This window comes from Bordetella genomosp. 13, assembly GCF_007679965.1.
Lineage (GTDB): Bacteria > Pseudomonadota > Gammaproteobacteria > Burkholderiales > Burkholderiaceae_B > Bordetella.
The window spans coordinates 286,169-301,825 of sequence record NZ_VEHL01000006.1 but is presented as its reverse complement, the minus strand read 5'-3'; the positions used below and the strand labels follow the sequence as shown (position 1 = coordinate 301,825).

Sequence of the window (15,657 nt, the reverse complement as noted above, 5' to 3'; positions counted from 1 at the left end):
AATTTCTCCTTAGGCCACGTAGCACAGCACTTCGCCGCCGACGCCGTTGGCGCGGGCCTTGCGATCGGTCATCACGCCGCGCGAGGTCGACACGATGGCCACACCCAGGCCGTTCATGACCTGAGGAATGTTGCTGCGGCCCTTGTAGATACGCAGACCGGGGCGCGAGACGCGTTCGATGCGCTCGATGACCGGGCGGCCGGCGTAGTACTTCAGGGTGATCTCGAGCTCAGGCTTGGCCTGTTCGCCCTTGATCTGGAAGCCGTCGATGTAACCCTCGTCTTTCAGCACGGTGGCAATGGCCACTTTCAGCTTAGAGGAAGGCATGGCCACCGTGGCCTTGTCCACTTGCTGCGCATTGCGAATGCGGGTCAGCATATCGGCGATGGGATCGCTCATGCTCATATTTTTTCTCCTACCAGCTGGCCTTGGTCATGCCGGGGATTTCACCCTTCATGGCCATTTCACGCAGTTTGTGGCGGGTCAGGCCGAACTTGCGGAACACCCCACGCGGACGACCCGTGACCACGCAGCGATTGCGCTGGCGGGTCGGGTTGGCGTTGCGCGGCAGTTGCTGCAGCTTCAGGCGAGCCTGGTAACGTTCTTCGTCGGTCTTCGACTGGTCGTCGATGATCGACTTCAGTTCGGCGCGCTTGGCTGCAAACTTGTCAGCCAGCTTGGCGCGCTTGATGTCGCGATTGATGAGGGAGAGTTTAGCCACGTCATCAGCCCCTTAGTTGCGGAACGGGAAGCTGAAGGCGGTCAACAGCGCCTTGGCTTCTTCGTCGGTCTTGGCGGAAGTCGTGATGCTGATGTTCAGCCCACGCAGCGCGTCGATCTTGTCGTACTCGATCTCGGGGAAAATGATCTGCTCTTTCACCCCGATGTTGTAGTTGCCACGACCGTCGAACGCACGACCCGAGATACCGCGGAAGTCGCGCACGCGAGGCAGCGCAACCGCCACCAGGCGATCCAGGAATTCGTACATGCGCTGGCCGCGCAGCGTGACCATGCAACCGATCGGGTAGTTTTCGCGGATCTTGAAACCAGCGATAGCCTTACGGGTCTTGGTCACGACCGGCTTCTGGCCGGCGATCTTGGTCAGGTCGCCCACGGCGTGCTCGATGACCTTCTTGTCGGCCACGGCTTCCGAGACACCCATGTTCAGGGTGATCTTGGTGATGCGCGGCACTTGCATCGGGCTCTTGTAGCCGAACTTTTCGGTCAGGTCGCCGACGACCTTGTCTTTGTAAAACGCTTGCAAACGAGACATGTCTTCGCCCCCTTAAGCCTTAGCTGCGGCCTTGGCGCCGACGACGGCACCGCTGGAACGGAACACGCGCACCTTGCGGCCGTCCTCTTCCTTGATGCCCACGCGGTCAGCCTTGCCCGTGGCGGGGTTGAACAGCGCCACGTTCGAGATGTGGATGGGCATCGTCTTTTCGACGATGCCGCCGGGATTGCCGGCCATGGGGTTCGGCTTGGCGTGCTTCTTCACGACGTTGATGCCTTCGACCAGGACGTGGTCGGCATCGACGCGGGCCAGCACGGTGCCGCGACGGGTCTTGTCGCGGCCGGTCAGGACGATAACTTCGTCGCCTTTACGGATCTTTTCCATCGTGGGCTCCTTACAGCACTTCGGGGGCCAGCGACACGATCTTCATGAACTTCTCGGTACGCAGTTCACGCGTAACGGGTCCGAAGATGCGGGTGCCGATGGGCTCCAGCTTGGCGTTGAGCAACACAGCGGCATTGCCGCCAAAGCGAATCAGCGAGCCGTCCTTGCGGCGCACGCCCTTGGCGGTGCGAACCACCACGGCGTTATAGATTTCGCCTTTCTTGACACGGCCGCGCGGGGCCGCATCCTTGACGCTGACTTTGATGACGTCGCCGATGCCGGCATAACGGCGCTTGGAGCCGCCGAGCACCTTGATGCACATGACATGACGCGCACCAGTATTGTCGGCCACGTCCAGCGTGGTCTGCATTTGGATCATGATTTTTCCTGTTCCAACTTAACTGGAAACTTCGCCTTCCTTGCCGGAGGGCGCGCATTTCCTGCCAGTTTTGGTCCCGTCAGGTCCGCCACGCGGACGCGGCGACCCTGGGTTGAAATCCTGCGGGCCCTGCCATCTGGCCACGCCCGGCAATGAAAATTGCCGGCTTGGCCTGACAAGAAGGACACCGGTGTTCCTGCTTGGTCCTACTATGCTTTTTCCTGCTACTTGCTACCTGCTTTTTTCCCGGCTTGGCGCTTTCGGCTACCGGCGGTGAGGCGATTTGCCGCTCGCCATGGCCCAAAGACAATTCGGGAAAGCTGGTAATTCTAGCTTGATGGGGATCTGTGCGCAAGCACAATTTGCGGAAACGGGCAAAGTGTGGTTTTTGCCATCTCCGGCGCCGTCTGGCCTAGGCCCACGCCGCGGCCCTCACGGCCCCGCGATGCGGGCCGGCATTGCACCGGCCCTGCGGGCGACGACGCGTCACTGTTTCTTGTTCGCGTCGTAGTAGTTCTTTTCCCAGGCCGCGTGGTTTGCCTTGCCCCGGCGCAGTTCATCGGTGAACGGCGCCACCGCCAGGATGGCCCGGTTCAGCCAGCGCATGGGCGCCCGGCACGGCCGCTCGAAGTCGACGAACAGCACGGCGCGCACGCCATCGGTGTCGTTGTGGACCTGGTGCGGATACAGGTCGTCGAACACCACGGCCCGGCCCTCTTGCCAGACGTAGCGCTGGCCGTCGACCTCGATCCAGCAACGTTCGCGCGGCTCGGGCACCACCAGCGCCAGGTGCAGGCGCAGCACGCCGTTGTACGGGCCCTTGTGCAGCGGAATGCGCTTGCCCGGCTCGAGGATGGAGAAGAAGGCCGTGCGCAGCCCGGGGATGGTCTTCAGCGCCTTGGCCGTCTCGGGACAGCGGTCGAGATTGCGCTGGGAACGCATGCCGTACGCCATGAAGACAAAGGTCTTCCACTGGTCGTCGCGGGTGATCGTGCCGACATCCGGGGACAATTCATGGAAGGCTGGCAACCGCGCCCGGTCTTCCAGCAGGCTGCGCAGCTCGGCGCTGATGGCCGGCGCGCGGGTCTCCAGGTCGGCGACCCACGGGAATGCGGCATTGTCGAAGATGGGATGGTCGCCCACTTCCGACGCATCGGCGATCCGGCGTTGCAGCCATTCGACCATGCGAAAGAGTGCCCTGGAGAGAATTCCAGATTGCGATGGGGCGCTTGGAACGGGGGGTGTGGTGGTAGCAGGCATGTAACAAGAGTACGAGCGCCCCGTGGGGTTGGCAAGTGCGTCCCCATTCCACAATGCGGGTTGACAAGACATTTTTGTGACGGTCTGAAACCGGTACGCCAGCCTGCAATGTTCCCTGCCGGTGGGTGCCGTCTTGCGCCGTGAAGCGCGGCCGGAAAAACTCCACCGTTTTCCCCGGTCGCCCCGCCAGAGGCGTTGATACGGTTAATGGCTTTTTTTACCCATCCCCATTTCTTTGCAAGGAAACCGCATGCGGGCGGGGCCGCCGGGCAGCGCAGGCAGCCTGCCTCCTCCTTGCTGCGGCGTCAGGACGCGGTTCGCAGCGCGTGCTGGCGCACCGCGAACAATGACGTGAACCGCGGACGCATCAGCGCCAGCATTTCGCGCGCGGCCACGGTTGGTTCACGGTCGCGGCGCACGCACAGATCCACCTGCGCGCCCACGTAACCCGCATCGGCCAGCGGCACGGCCTTCAACAATCCCAGTTCGCAATCGTGCGCCGCCGACAGGTAGGGCAGCACGGTGATGCCCACCCCTTGCCGCACCATGCTGCGCGTCATCGCGATCGAATTCGTGGTGACCAGCACCGGCGCATCGTCCTTGTGCCGGCGCAGCAGGGGTTCCAGAAGTTGCCGCAGCCCGAATGTCGCGTCGGGCAGCACCAGCGGGTACTGGAACAATTCTTCGATACGCACCGCGGCGCGGGCAGCGAGCGCGTGCCCCGGCGGCACCAGCGCGGCCAGGGGTTCGGTGCCGCTTTCCAGGACTTCGATCTCCGGGCGCGCCGGCGCCCGGAACACGATGGCCATGTCGCACTTGCCGGCCAGCAAGGCCTCGATGGACAGGTCGGTGCTGGACACGGCCAGCTTGAATTCGATCTTGGGGTGGCGCGCATTGAAGGCGGCCACCACCGCCGGCACCCACGAATCGACCGCGCCCTCCATGCAGTGCAACACCACCTCGCCGCGCCGCAGTTCGCGCAGTTCGCCGATCATCGATTGCACGCGCGACAGGTTGCGATAGACCGAGCTGAGTTCGTCGGCCAGCAGCCTGCCCGATGGGGTCAGCACCACACCGTTGGCGCGCCGTTCGAACAGTACCGCGCCCAGCCGATGCTCGAGCTTGGCGATCTGCCGGCTGACCGCGGAGGGCGTGACGTGCAGCCGGGCCGAGGCCAGGCGTATCGATCCGCTCTCGGCGGCTTCGGAAAAACAGCGCAGCGCAGTGAGATCCAGGTGTTGCATTACCGGCATGGCCTCGTAGAGAAATTAGCGCTACACCCCCTCCTGGACGTGGCTGCATAGTTTTGTCACTACAAACAGCCTACAAGGGGTACTTTAATGAACAACGCAGTCCAGCGCCACGCTGGCGTCGGCGCGCGCCTGCTGCTGGCCGCCGCCCTCGCCGTGCTTGCCGCCCTGCCCGCGCCGGCGACAGCCGCGTCCGCGTCAGGGCCGGGATATCCGTCCAAGCCGGTCAAGATCATCTCGGGTTTTCCGCCCGGCGGCTCGGCGGACCTGGTCGCCCGGCTGATCGCCGAGAGACTGGGCTCGCGATATGGGCAGTCCTTCGTGGTCGAGAACCGCGCCGGCGCGGGCGGCACCATCGGCGCCGGCGTAGTGGCCCGCGCCCCGGCCGACGGCTACACGCTGCTGCTGGGCGTGACGGCCAGCCAGACCATCGCTCCGGCAATCTATCCCGACCTGTCGTACGACGCCGCGAAGGACTTCGCACCGGTGACGATGCTGGCCACCATCCCGGTTGCCTTGGTGGTCAATCCGGACGTGCCGGCGCAGGATGCCAAGTCGTTCGTCGCGCTGGCCGGCCAGGCACGCCCGCCGTTGGCCTACGCCTCCAGCGGCGTCGGCGCCATGCCGCACCTGACGGCCGAGATCTTCCAGCGTGCCCAGAACGTGACCATGATGCACGTGCCCTTCAAGGGCGCGGCTCCCGCGATGACGGACCTGCTGGCCGGGCGCGTGCAGCTGATCTTCGACCATCTGCCGTCGGTGCTGCCGTCCATCCGCGCCGGCAAGCTGCGCGTGCTGGGCATCGCTGGCGAGCAGCGCGCCACGGCCCTGCCCGAGGTGCCGACGCTGGCCGAGCAGGGCCTGCAGGGCGTAGCCGTGCGCTCCTGGCTTGGACTGCTGGCCCCTGCCGGAACGCCGGCTGCCATCGTGCAGCAGCTGAATCGGGATGTGAACGCCCTGCTGGCCGAGGATGGCGTGCGCAAGGCCCTGGGCGCCATGGGCGCCGAACCGTCGGGTTCGACAGCTGACCAGTTCGCCGAAATCATCGCTTCGGATACACGCCAGTGGTCCGAGGTCGTGCGCGCCACCGGCGCGCGGAACCATTGATCTCAACGGAGACACACATGCCCATCGAAACCATCACCCCGCCCGGCTCGCCGCCGCCGCTGGCCCCCTATTCGAGCGCGGTGCGCGCCGGCGACACGATCTATGTGTCCGGCATGCTGGCCATCGCCAGCGACGGCTCGATCGCCGGCGCCGGCGACGTGCGCGCGCAGACGCGGCACGTGCTGGACGCCATCGGGACGGTGCTGCAAGCCGCCGGCGCCAGCCTCGCCGACGTCGCCTACAACCAGATATTCCTGAAGGACCTGGCCGACTATGCGGCCTTCAACGAGGTGTACGCGACCTACTTTCCCGATCAACGACCGGCGCGCTATTGCATCCGCGCCGATCTGGTGAAGCCCGAGTTCCTGGTCGAGATCGCCTCGACCGCCTACGTGGGAGGCGCGCAGCGTGCCTGACATCTACGCCAACGGCATCCGTCATGCGTACACCCTGCGAGGCGACGGCCCGCCGCTCGTGCTGATCGCGGGCATGGGCGGCGCCGCGTCGTACTGGACGCCGCAACTCGACCCGTTCGCGGCGCGCCGCCGGGTGCTGACCTACGATCAGCGCGCGACGGGGAACACCGAGCGCGTTCCCGTACGCGACATCGCGCAACTGGCCGACGACCTGCTGGCGCTGCTGGACGCGCTGGACATCGAATGCGCCGACCTGGTCGGCCATTCGACCGGCGGGGCGATCGCGCAGGTGATCGCAGCCCGCCATCCCGAGCGCGTACGTTCGCAGGTGATCTTCGCCAGCGTGCATCGCGCCGACGCCTACCGCCGCCGCGTGTGGGGACTGCGCAAGGCGATCCTGCAGCACATGGGGCCGGAGGTCTATGCCCAGACCACGTCACTGTTCTTCTACCCTCCCGAATACGTGGCCGGGCACGATGCGGCGCTGGCCGAGGTGGAACGGCGCGCCGCGCAGGGCGAGATTCCGTCGCCCGACCTGATGGCCAGCCGGATCGACGCGATCCTGGACTTCGACATCTCGTCCGAGCTTGGCAACGTACGCGCGCCCACGCTCGTGTGCTGCGCCGAGGACGACATGCTGACGCCAGCGTATTTCTCGCGCGAGATCGCGCAGGCCATCTCCGGCGCGGACCTGGTCCTGTGGCGCAGCGGTGGCCACGCCTATTCGCGCAGCAATCCGGATGCGTTCAACCGCCTCGTGCTCGATTTCCTGGACCAGCAGGATCGCTGACGCCGGCGTGAAGGCAGGCACGGCAAAGAAAAAGGCCGGAAGTCCCAGGGACTTCCGGCCTTTTCATTGCACGGCGGCCGAGGCGCCGCGCATCGCCTGCATCAGATGACGCGGGCAGCTTCGACCAGGCGCACCACCGACCACGCCTTGGAGCGCGAGATGGGGCGGCCTTCGGCGATCTCGACCGTATCGCCTTCGTTGTACTGGTTCGTCTCGTCGTGCGCCTTGTACTTGGCCGAACGCATGACGATCTTGCCGTAGATGGGATGCTTGACGCGACGTTCAACCAGAACGACGACGGTCTTGTCCATCTTGTTGCTGACGATCTTGCCGACCAGCGTGCGCTGGCGCTTGGCAACTTGGGTGTTTTGGGTTTCGCTCATAATCACTTCCCTGCCTTCTCGGTCAGCAGCGTACGGACGCGCGCGATGTCGCGGCGGACGTTACGCAGCTGGCGGTGGTTGGCAAGCTGCTGCGTGGCCTTCTGCATACGCAGGCCGAATTGGGCCTTCAGCAGGCTTTCGAGCTCTTTGCCGAGCTCGGCGGCATCCTTCGAACGGAGTTCGCTGGCTTTCATGTGGACTCCTTAAGAACCGATATGACGCGCAACGAACGTCGTGGAGATCGGCAGCTTGGCAGCAGCCAGGCGGAACGCCTCGCGCGCCAGCTCTTCGCTGACCCCTTCCATTTCGTACAGCACCTTACCGGGCTGGATCTCGGCGACCCAGTACTCCGGGTTGCCCTTACCGTTACCCATCCGGACTTCGGCCGGCTTTTGCGAGATCGGCTTGTCGGGGAAGATACGGATCCAGATACGGCCGCCACGCTTGATGTGACGGTTGATGGCACGACGGGCGGCTTCGATCTGACGGGCGGTCAGACGGCCGCGGCCGGTTGCCTTCAGGCCGAATTCGCCGAAGGAAACCGCAGCGCCGCGGGTAGCCAGGCCGGTGTTGCGGCCCTTCTGCTCTTTGCGATATTTTCTGCGAGACGGTTGCAGCATGGTTATTCTCCTTCAGGCGTCGGCGCAGCGTCCGCCTTGCGGGGACCACCACGGCCACGACCACCGCCACCCGGACGGCCCGCGCGGGCGCCGTCGGGACGGTCGCCACGGGGGGCACGGCGCGGACGGCGCTCTTCTTCACGCGGAGCGGCGGTTTCCGGGGGCAGCTCGCCATTGGCCAGCATGTCGCCCTTGTAGACCCAGACCTTGATGCCGATCACACCATAGGTGGTGTGGGCTTCGGAGGTGCCGTAGTCGATGTTCGCCTTCAGCGTGTGCAGCGGCACACGGCCTTCGCGGTACCACTCGGTACGCGCGATTTCGATGCCGTTCAGACGGCCCGAGCTCATGATCTTGATGCCCTGGGCGCCCAGGCGCATCGCGTTCTGCATGGCGCGCTTCATGGCGCGGCGGAACATGATGCGCTTCTCGAGCTGCTGCGAGATCGAATCGGCGATCAGCTGAGCGTCGGTTTCCGGCTTGCGGATTTCCTCGATGTTGACGTGCACGGGCACGCCCATCAGACGCTGCAGATCGCTCTTCAGGCTTTCGATGTCTTCGCCGCGCTTGCCGATCACCACGCCCGGACGAGCCGAGTAGACGGTGATGCGGGCGTTCTTGGCGGGACGCTCGATGACCACGCGACCGACCGAAGCGCTCTTGAGCTTCTTCTTCAGGTATTCGCGAACGCGGATATCTTCGGCCAGCATGCCGCCGAAGGCCTTGTCGTCGGCGTACCAACGCGAGGACCAGTTACGGGTGACCGCGAGACGGAACCCAGTGGGGTGAATTTTCTGACCCATCGTGACTCCTTAGGCTCCGACCTTGACCGTGATGTGGCAGGTCTGCTTCTCGATACGATTGCCGCGGCCTTTGGCGCGAGCCGAGAAGCGCTTCATCGACTGGGCCTTGTCCACGTAGATCGTGGTGACCTTCAGCTCGTCGATATCGGCGCCGTCGTTGTGCTCGGCGTTGGCGATGGCGGACTCGACAGCCTTCTTCAGGATGCCGGCGGCCTTCTTCGGGGAGAACGTAAGGATGTTCAGCGCCTGAGCGACCGACTTGCCGCGGATCAGATCCGCGACCAGGCGCGTCTTCTGAGCGGAGATGTGGACCCCACGGATAATGGCAGTAGTTTCCATCGCTTACCTCTTCGCCTTCTTGTCGGCGGCGTGACCCTTGAACGTACGGGTCAGCGCGAATTCGCCGAGCTTGTGGCCGACCATGTTCTCGTTGACGTACACGGGAACGTGTTGCTTGCCGTTGTGCACGGCAATCGTCAGACCGATGAACTCGGGCAGGATCGTGGAACGGCGCGACCAGGTCTTGATCGGCTTCTTGTCTTTGCCCGCGACGGCGGTGTCCACCTTCTTGATGAGGTGGGCATCGACGAACGGGCCCTTCTTGATCGAACGTGACATAGTGTTCGCCTCTTACTTGCGCTTGCGCCGTTGGACGATCATGTTGTTCGTCCGCTTGTTGCGACGGGTCTTGAAACCCTTCGCCGGGGTACCCCACGGGCTGACCGGCTCGCGAGCTTCGCCGGTACGACCCTCACCACCACCGTGCGGGTGGTCGACCGGGTTCATGGCAACGCCGCGAACCGTCGGGCGGATACCGCGCCAACGCATCGCGCCGGCCTTGCCGATCTGGCGCAGGCTGTGTTCTTCGTTGCCCACTTCGCCGATGGTGGCGCGGCACTCGATGTGCACGCGGCGCACTTCACCGGAGCGCAGGCGGACCTGGGCGTACGTACCTTCGCGAGCCAGCAGCACCGCGGACGCACCCGCCGAACGCACCATCTGGGCGCCCTTGCCGGGGATCATCTCGACGCAGTGGATCGTGGTACCGACCGGGATGTTGCGGATCGGCAGCGTGTTGCCGGCGCGGATCGGGGCTTCGATGCCCGACAGCACCGTGGCGCCCACTTCCAGGCCGCGCGGAGCGATGATGTAGCGGCGCTCGCCGTCGGCGTAGCACAGCAGCGCGATGTGCGCGGTACGGTTGGGGTCGTATTCAAGACGCTCGACCTTCGCCGGGATGCCGTCCTTGTTGCGACGGAAATCGACGAGACGGTAGTGCTGCTTGTGACCGCCGCCCTTGTGGCGAACCGTGATGTGACCGTTGTTGTTACGGCCCGAGCCACGGATCTTCTTTTCGAGCAGCGAGGCGACCGGCGCACCCTTGTGCAGGGAGGCGTTGACCACCTTGACCATGCCACGACGGCCGGCCGAAGTCGGTTTTACTTTAACGAGGGCCATTTACTTCACCTCCGCAAAGTCGATTTCCTGGCCTTCGACGAGCGAGACATATGCCTTGCGCTCGCCGCGGCGACGACCGGTGAAACGGCCGAAGCGCTTGACTTTGCCCTTACGGTTGAGGACCTGCACGGACTCGACCTGCACCTTGAACAGCAGTTCGACGGCAGCCTTGATTTCCGGCTTGGTAGCGTCAGCCACGACACGGAAAGCGACTTGCTGATACTTCTCGGCGACGAACGTGGCCTTTTCGGTCACGACGGGCGCCAGAATGACTTGCATCAAGCGTTCGGCGTTCATCCCAGCATCTCCTCGAGTTGAGCGATGGCCGGCTTGGTGATCAGCACTTTCTTGTAGTGGATCAGCGACAACGGATCGGCATAACGGGGCTCGATCACGGCAACGTGCGGCAGGTTGCGCGTGGCGAGGTAAATATTTTCATCGACGGAGTCGGTGATGATCAGGACCGAATCCAGACCCAGCGTCTTCAGCTTGTCGGCTGCCAGCTTGGTCTTGGGCGATTCGAGCGAGAACGTCTCGACGACGGCGATGCGGTCTTCACGAGCGAGCTGCGACAGGATCGAGCGGATCCCGGCGCGGTACATCTTCTTGTTGACCTTCTGGCTGAAGTTCTCTTCAGGCGAGTTCGGGAACGTGCGACCACCCCCACGCCACAGCGGCGACGAGGTCATACCGGCGCGAGCGCGGCCGGTACCCTTCTGGCGCCAGGGCTTCTTGGTGGAGTGCTTGACGTCGGTACGATCCTTCTGGGCACGGTTACCGCTGCGCGCGTTGGCCTGGTAGGCCACGACGATCTGGTGAACCAGCGCTTCGTTGTAATCGCGACCGAAGACGGTGTCGGGCGCGCTGAACGTAGCGGCCTGACCTTGGTCGTTCAGGAGCTTGAGATCCATGTTGCTTACGCCCCCTTCTTGGCCGGCGCCTTGATGGCCGGACGCACGATGACATCGCCGCCGGCGGAACCGGGGACGGCGCCCTTGACCAGCAGCAGGCCGCGCTCGGCGTCGACGCGCACCACGTCCAGGTTCTGGACGGTGCGGGTAACGTCACCCAGGTGGCCGGCCATGCGCTTGCCGGGGAAAATGCGGCCGGGATCCTGCGCTTGACCGATCGAGCCGGGAACGCGGTGCGAACGGGAGTTACCGTGCGACGCGCGCTGCGAACCGAAGTGGTGGCGCTTGATGGTACCGGCGAAGCCCTTGCCGATGGTGGTGCCCGTCACGTCGACCTGCTGGCCGGCTTCGAACACGGATTCCACGGCAACCACGGCACCGGCCGTGAATTCGGCGGCGCGGGTGGGATCCAGGCGGAACTCTTTGAGGATGCTGCCGGCTTCGACGCCAGCTTTTGCGTAGTGGCCGGTCTGGGCCTTCGCGACGCGCGAAGCGCGGCGAGTGCCGTAGGCCAGCTGGACGGCTGCGTAGCCGTCGACTTCAGGCGACTTGACCTGAGCCACGCGGTTGTTGGACACGTCCAGCACGGTCACGGGGATGGATTCGCCATCTTCCGTGAAAATGCGGGTCATGCCGACCTTGCGGCCCACCAGGCCCAGCCGATGGGCGGCCGGCGTGGGTGTCGGATTCGACATCGTTTTCTCCATTCCCGACTGCGATTGGTCGGGGCTAATCAGGCAAAGGTAAAGGCTTTTGCCCTACAAAGTGATGATTCCGGCGGATCCGAAGACCGGACCCCGCCAGCCGATCCATCCTGCCCGCCGAGGCGTGCGGTTCAGACGGAAAGGGCCGTATGGACGGACCATGAGCGGCCATGCCAAAAATGGCAAGTCTTGAATGCTAGCACGGGAGCGCGCCAACTTGCAAGCTTCGTCCAACTATGGCAGGACGGGCGTTGCAACGCGGGGACAGAAACGGGCGGGCGGCGACAAGCCGCGGGCATGACCCACACTGGCGGCGTCGCATTGCGCCCGCAAGGCTGCGCATATCGCCTTTTCGTTACCGATAGACGCAGCTACGACGATTTGAAAACAAATCTCGGATATTTGACCGCGACAGTTCCATTAGTATGCCCACGGTCACTACCGTTTCATGACAACGCAACTATTCACAGCGGGGTGTCGCTCATTCATGCGGGGTGAGATGTCTTCGATTGCAGAACTGACCAACATACTGAATGCAGAGCGCGTAATACGGGTTTCGGTCGGTACCGAATCCACCGAATTTCTGTTCGATGCCATGCAGGGTACGGACGGCCTGTCGACCCTGTCCGAATACCGCGTGCGCCTGCTGCATCGCTCGATGCAGGTCGACGTCGGCAGCCTGCTGGGCCAGCGCCTCACTTTGACGATAGAAGCCGCGGCCTCCCCCAGGTATCTCGGCGGCGTGATCGGCAGCTTTGCATTGGTGGGACAGGCGGGCGACACGGATCGCTATTTCGCATACGAGGCCGTTGTGGTGCCCTGGCTGTGGCTGGCCACGCACAAGCGGGAATTCCGCATCTACCAGAACCAGACCGTGCCGGACACCATCAAGCAGGTGCTGGCGCCTTACGGTTACGCATTCGAATTCGAACTGGCCGAGAACTACGAGCCGCGCGTCTATTGCGTGCAGTACGACGAGAGCGATTTCCAGTTCGTCAGCCGGCTGCTGGAAGCCGAAGGCATCCACTACTACTTCCGGCATGCCCAGGACAAGCACACCCTGGTGATGAGCGACGAGGTGCAGAGCCACAAGACCGTGGCCGGCTATGAGCAGGTCCCGTATTTCCCCGAGGACAAGCTGACGCTGCCGCGGCAGGACTACATGACGCAGATGGCGGTGTACCAGGGCCTGCGACCCGGCCAGTACACGACCAACGACTACAACTTCGTCACGCCCAATGCCGACCTGAAGGCCCGCCAGCAGATCCAGCTGTCGCACGAGCACAGCCAGGCCGAGGTATACGACTGGCCCGGCAACTACGGCGATACCCCGCTGGGCGAGCGCTACGCGCGCCAGCGCATGCAGGAGCAGCACCACGTGCGCGACACCCGCACGCTGCGCAGCACGGCGCGCGGCGTGGCCACCGGATCGCTGTTCAACCTGACCGGCTGCCCCCGCACGGAAGAGAACCGCGAATACCTGGTGCTGGCCACGCGCTACGACCTGAAGGAAAACAACTACAGCTCCTTGGGCAACGACGCCTCGCAGGGCCACAGGTGCCTGTTCAATCTGACGGTACAGGATTCGAAGCTGCCGTTCCGGCCGCCTCGCATCACGGAGAAGCCGCGCACCAGGGGCCCGCAGACCGCGGTGGTGGTGGGTCCGCAAGGCAAGGAAATCTGGACCGACGAGTACGGCCAGGTCAAGGTGCATTTCCACTGGGACCGCTACGACAAGCGCGACGAGAACAGCTCCTGCTGGATCCGCGTGTCCAGCAGCTGGGCCAGCGGCAATTTCGGCGCGATCCAGGTGCCGCGCATCGGCGACGAGGTGATCGTGGATTTCCTGAATGGCGATCCGGATTACCCGATCATCACGGGCCGGGTATACAACGCGGCGAAGATGCCGCCCTGGAAGCTGCCCGACAACGAAACCCAGATGGGCATCTACACGCGCTCCAGCCCGGGCGGCAACTATCACACGGCCAATGCCCTGAGATTCGAGGACAAGGCCGGAGAGGAAGAGATCTACGTCCTGGCGCAGAAGGACCGCAACGAGAAGACCAAGAACAACCACACCGAGCGGATCGACAACAACTGGGTGCAATCCGTGGGGCACCACAAGGCCATCGAAGTCGACGGCAATCACAGCGAGTCGGTGCACGGGAGCATGACCCTGCACGTGGGCCCCAGCGGCGTGGGCCGCGTGCTGTCCAGTTCGTTTCGCAAGCTGGTGGAAGGCATCGCAGACGTGGCCAAGTCGTTGCCCATACCGGGCATCAACCAGCTGGGCCGCGGCGTCTATTCGCTGTTCGCCGACCAGGCCATCAACGAGGCCACCGCCGGCGTCAAGACGCAGTTCGTGGGCCTGACCAAGACCGTGACGGTCGGCGGCACGATCGTCGAGAGCGCGGGCCATTCCATACAGTTCACGTCCGGCTCGCATTTCTCGGCGGATGCCGCGAATACCGTTTCCCTGACCTCGAATGGCGAGTTCCATGTCCAGGTCGGCAAATCGGAATTGCGCCTGACCGCCGACGGCTTCATCAGGCTGAGTGGAGACACGCTCTTCCTGAATTTCGAGAACGGCATCGAGATGCAGGCCACCAACGAGATCGCGCTTTCTTCCAAGAAAATCAATCTGAACTGATTTCCATGATCCTGAATAAAAGGCAGTTCCTGGTTTCCGGAGGGATCCTGTTGCTGGTGGTGATCGGGCTGCTGGTGGCGTCGTTGCTGTACGGCGAGAAAAGCAGGCCCGCGCTGGCATCTGCCAACGGCCAGCTGACGTGCGACAGCGCGCAGTACGAGGAATACAACAGGAACATGCTGCTGGCGGGCGAGATGACGGTGGGCCGCATTCCGGCATCGGGCACCCGCCAGCAGCAGCAGAAAGTGCTCGACGCCTACGCGGCACTCGGCCTGCCCCGCGACAAGACCATCGTCGCCGCGGGCCACCTTCCCACGGGAAAGGTCTACACGACGGTATGCGCGAACGAAAAATGCACGATGGAAGAAATGGCCAGGCCCGAGCAGGCGTGCATGACGGACGACTGGAACGGCTGCTCCTATCTGGCGATGCAGTTCAGGGAGAAGCAGTATTGCTTCCTCACGCCGGCGGACCAATGACATGAGCAATTCGGAATTTCCGTTCGGCAACGACCTGATGAAGCCCGACGAGTGGGTGGGCACCATGGGCGCGAAATCGAAGCGCTGGCTCATTTCCTATGAAGGCAGCTTCGCGGTCGTATGCGGCTACCACAGCTTCATCTTTCTCGGCCTGGACAGCATGGCCATCAGCGTGGTGAACATCCTGAACTGCGGCGTCACCCTCAGTGCGCCCATCGGCAAGATATTCAAGGCCGTGGGCGGCACGGCCAGGGATGCCCTGGCCTTCGAGAAGGTCAACGATCTCGCCGGCAATGCCAAGAAGGTCGACGATGCCGTCACCATGGAAAGGGAGCAGGCCGAGGCCAGTAGCGGCATGGCGCTCTACGAGCGCATGAAGAAGGCGATCCCCCAGCTGGTCTATGCCACCAAGCCCTTTTCGTTCGACGACCTGGCGGGCATGCCTGGCGGTATCGCCGGCGCCGAGATCGAGGCCGTCGGGGCCGCGGGCATATACCGGATCGAAGGCTACAACGGCATATCAGGCGGCTTGACGAGCGATTTCATCTTCCGGGCCACGATCGCCAACGCCGGGACGGGGTTGGTCGCAGGCGGCGTGGGAGTCTCCGCGGGCGTCTGGAGCGTCGAGGGCCCTCGCAATCTCTACTGGGAGCTGGCCGCCCGCTCGCGCGCGCGCTGCGCCGTGGAGAACAGCGCACCGAGCTACGACCAGCCCTATCGGCAGATTCCCAACCTTCATCCCTATCTGCAGGGACTGCCCCCGGCGGGCTGCTCGATAGAGGAAACCAAGTTCAATCCCGCGCGCCTCATGCAGCAGCCGATCCCGTAG

At 64.0% G+C, this 15,657-nt stretch carries 23 protein-coding genes; 6 read left to right on the top strand and 17 right to left on the bottom strand.

What is annotated here, in order from left to right; translation table 11 throughout:
- Positions 1-9: 9 nt before the first annotated feature.
- The 7 genes from rpsH to FS845_RS16550 all read right to left on the bottom strand — a co-directional run bounded on the left by rpsH (position 10) and on the right by FS845_RS16550 (position 4,501).
- On the bottom strand, positions 10-405 hold the full coding sequence (rpsH, locus tag FS845_RS16580; RefSeq protein WP_144637257.1) for a 30S ribosomal protein S8: 396 nt from the start codon (positions 403-405) through the stop codon (positions 10-12).
- 10 nt (positions 406-415) lie between these two features.
- Positions 416-721, bottom strand: a complete 306-nt coding sequence (gene rpsN / locus FS845_RS16575; protein WP_066124748.1) for a 30S ribosomal protein S14 — start codon at positions 719-721, stop codon at positions 416-418.
- Between the two features lie 12 nt (positions 722-733).
- A complete protein-coding gene (rplE, locus tag FS845_RS16570) occupies positions 734-1,273 on the bottom strand; it encodes a 50S ribosomal protein L5 (protein WP_144637255.1) in 540 nt (179 codons plus the stop codon).
- Positions 1,274-1,285: 12 nt separating this feature from the next.
- Complete coding sequence (rplX, locus tag FS845_RS16565; protein WP_144637253.1) at positions 1,286-1,618, bottom strand: 50S ribosomal protein L24; 333 nt, start codon at positions 1,616-1,618, stop codon at positions 1,286-1,288.
- Between the two features lie 10 nt (positions 1,619-1,628).
- Positions 1,629-1,997, bottom strand: coding sequence for a 50S ribosomal protein L14 (gene rplN, locus FS845_RS16560; RefSeq protein ID WP_066124741.1), 369 nt, complete (start codon positions 1,995-1,997; stop codon positions 1,629-1,631).
- A gap of 486 nt (positions 1,998-2,483) precedes the next feature.
- Positions 2,484-3,257 carry an aspartyl/asparaginyl beta-hydroxylase domain-containing protein gene (locus FS845_RS16555; protein ID WP_144637251.1) on the bottom strand — a complete coding sequence of 258 codons (774 nt, stop codon included), beginning with the start codon at positions 3,255-3,257 and terminating at the stop codon, positions 2,484-2,486.
- 305 nt (positions 3,258-3,562) lie between these two features.
- Positions 3,563-4,501, bottom strand: a complete 939-nt coding sequence (locus FS845_RS16550; RefSeq protein ID WP_186332312.1) for a LysR family transcriptional regulator — start codon at positions 4,499-4,501, stop codon at positions 3,563-3,565.
- A 96-nt stretch (positions 4,502-4,597) separates the two neighbouring features.
- On the opposite strand from FS845_RS16550, the gene FS845_RS16545 reads away from it, so the two are divergent.
- The 3 genes from FS845_RS16545 to FS845_RS16535 are packed head-to-tail and all read left to right on the top strand — an operon-like array spanning position 4,598 to position 6,820.
- Positions 4,598-5,614 (top strand): tripartite tricarboxylate transporter substrate binding protein, encoded by a 1,017-nt coding sequence (locus tag FS845_RS16545; RefSeq protein WP_144637247.1) that lies wholly within the window; start codon positions 4,598-4,600, stop codon positions 5,612-5,614.
- A gap of 17 nt (positions 5,615-5,631) precedes the next feature.
- The gene (locus FS845_RS16540) at positions 5,632-6,030 is read left to right on the top strand and encodes a Rid family hydrolase (protein WP_144637245.1); all 399 of its coding nucleotides are present in this window, start codon (positions 5,632-5,634) and stop codon (positions 6,028-6,030) included.
- A complete protein-coding gene (locus FS845_RS16535; protein WP_144637243.1) occupies positions 6,023-6,820 on the top strand; it encodes an alpha/beta fold hydrolase in 798 nt (265 codons plus the stop codon). Before FS845_RS16540 ends, FS845_RS16535 begins: the two co-directional genes overlap by 8 nt.
- A gap of 101 nt (positions 6,821-6,921) precedes the next feature.
- Here FS845_RS16535 and rpsQ read toward each other — a convergent pair whose 3' ends face one another.
- Genes rpsQ through rplC form a run of 10 tightly spaced genes read right to left on the bottom strand, consistent with a single transcriptional unit; the run spans position 6,922 to position 11,690 of the window.
- On the bottom strand, positions 6,922-7,203 hold the full coding sequence (gene rpsQ / locus FS845_RS16530) for a 30S ribosomal protein S17 (protein WP_144637241.1): 282 nt from the start codon (positions 7,201-7,203) through the stop codon (positions 6,922-6,924).
- A 2-nt stretch (positions 7,204-7,205) separates the two neighbouring features.
- A complete protein-coding gene (gene rpmC / locus FS845_RS16525; RefSeq protein ID WP_066124717.1) occupies positions 7,206-7,397 on the bottom strand; it encodes a 50S ribosomal protein L29 in 192 nt (63 codons plus the stop codon).
- A gap of 9 nt (positions 7,398-7,406) precedes the next feature.
- Complete coding sequence (rplP, locus tag FS845_RS16520; RefSeq protein WP_066414167.1) at positions 7,407-7,823, bottom strand: 50S ribosomal protein L16; 417 nt, start codon at positions 7,821-7,823, stop codon at positions 7,407-7,409.
- Positions 7,824-7,825: 2 nt separating this feature from the next.
- Positions 7,826-8,626 carry a 30S ribosomal protein S3 gene (gene rpsC / locus FS845_RS16515; protein ID WP_144637239.1) on the bottom strand — a complete coding sequence of 267 codons (801 nt, stop codon included), beginning with the start codon at positions 8,624-8,626 and terminating at the stop codon, positions 7,826-7,828.
- A gap of 9 nt (positions 8,627-8,635) precedes the next feature.
- Positions 8,636-8,965, bottom strand: a complete 330-nt coding sequence (gene rplV, locus FS845_RS16510) for a 50S ribosomal protein L22 (protein WP_086080740.1) — start codon at positions 8,963-8,965, stop codon at positions 8,636-8,638.
- A gap of 3 nt (positions 8,966-8,968) precedes the next feature.
- Positions 8,969-9,244 carry a 30S ribosomal protein S19 gene (gene rpsS, locus FS845_RS16505; protein WP_144637237.1) on the bottom strand — a complete coding sequence of 92 codons (276 nt, stop codon included), beginning with the start codon at positions 9,242-9,244 and terminating at the stop codon, positions 8,969-8,971.
- A 12-nt stretch (positions 9,245-9,256) separates the two neighbouring features.
- A complete protein-coding gene (gene rplB / locus FS845_RS16500; RefSeq protein ID WP_144637235.1) occupies positions 9,257-10,084 on the bottom strand; it encodes a 50S ribosomal protein L2 in 828 nt (275 codons plus the stop codon).
- The gene (rplW, locus tag FS845_RS16495; RefSeq protein WP_066124704.1) at positions 10,085-10,381 is read right to left on the bottom strand and encodes a 50S ribosomal protein L23; all 297 of its coding nucleotides are present in this window, start codon (positions 10,379-10,381) and stop codon (positions 10,085-10,087) included.
- Positions 10,378-10,995 carry a 50S ribosomal protein L4 gene (gene rplD / locus FS845_RS16490; protein ID WP_144637233.1) on the bottom strand — a complete coding sequence of 206 codons (618 nt, stop codon included), beginning with the start codon at positions 10,993-10,995 and terminating at the stop codon, positions 10,378-10,380. The genes rplW and rplD overlap by 4 nt, the downstream gene beginning before the upstream one ends.
- A 5-nt stretch (positions 10,996-11,000) precedes the next feature.
- Complete coding sequence (gene rplC, locus FS845_RS16485) at positions 11,001-11,690, bottom strand: 50S ribosomal protein L3 (protein WP_186332311.1); 690 nt, start codon at positions 11,688-11,690, stop codon at positions 11,001-11,003.
- A 457-nt stretch (positions 11,691-12,147) separates the two neighbouring features.
- On the opposite strand from rplC, the gene FS845_RS16480 reads away from it, so the two are divergent.
- From FS845_RS16480 to FS845_RS16470, 3 genes are read left to right on the top strand one after another with little or no spacing between them, the layout of a single operon-like run.
- Positions 12,148-14,349: a type VI secretion system Vgr family protein gene (locus FS845_RS16480; RefSeq protein ID WP_144637229.1), complete on the top strand. Its 2,202-nt coding sequence runs from the start codon at positions 12,148-12,150 to the stop codon at positions 14,347-14,349.
- Positions 14,350-14,399: 50 nt separating this feature from the next.
- The gene (locus tag FS845_RS16475; protein ID WP_144637227.1) at positions 14,400-14,828 is read left to right on the top strand and encodes a hypothetical protein; all 429 of its coding nucleotides are present in this window, start codon (positions 14,400-14,402) and stop codon (positions 14,826-14,828) included.
- Between the two features lies 1 nt (position 14,829).
- The gene (locus FS845_RS16470; RefSeq protein ID WP_144637225.1) at positions 14,830-15,657 is read left to right on the top strand and encodes a hypothetical protein; all 828 of its coding nucleotides are present in this window, start codon (positions 14,830-14,832) and stop codon (positions 15,655-15,657) included.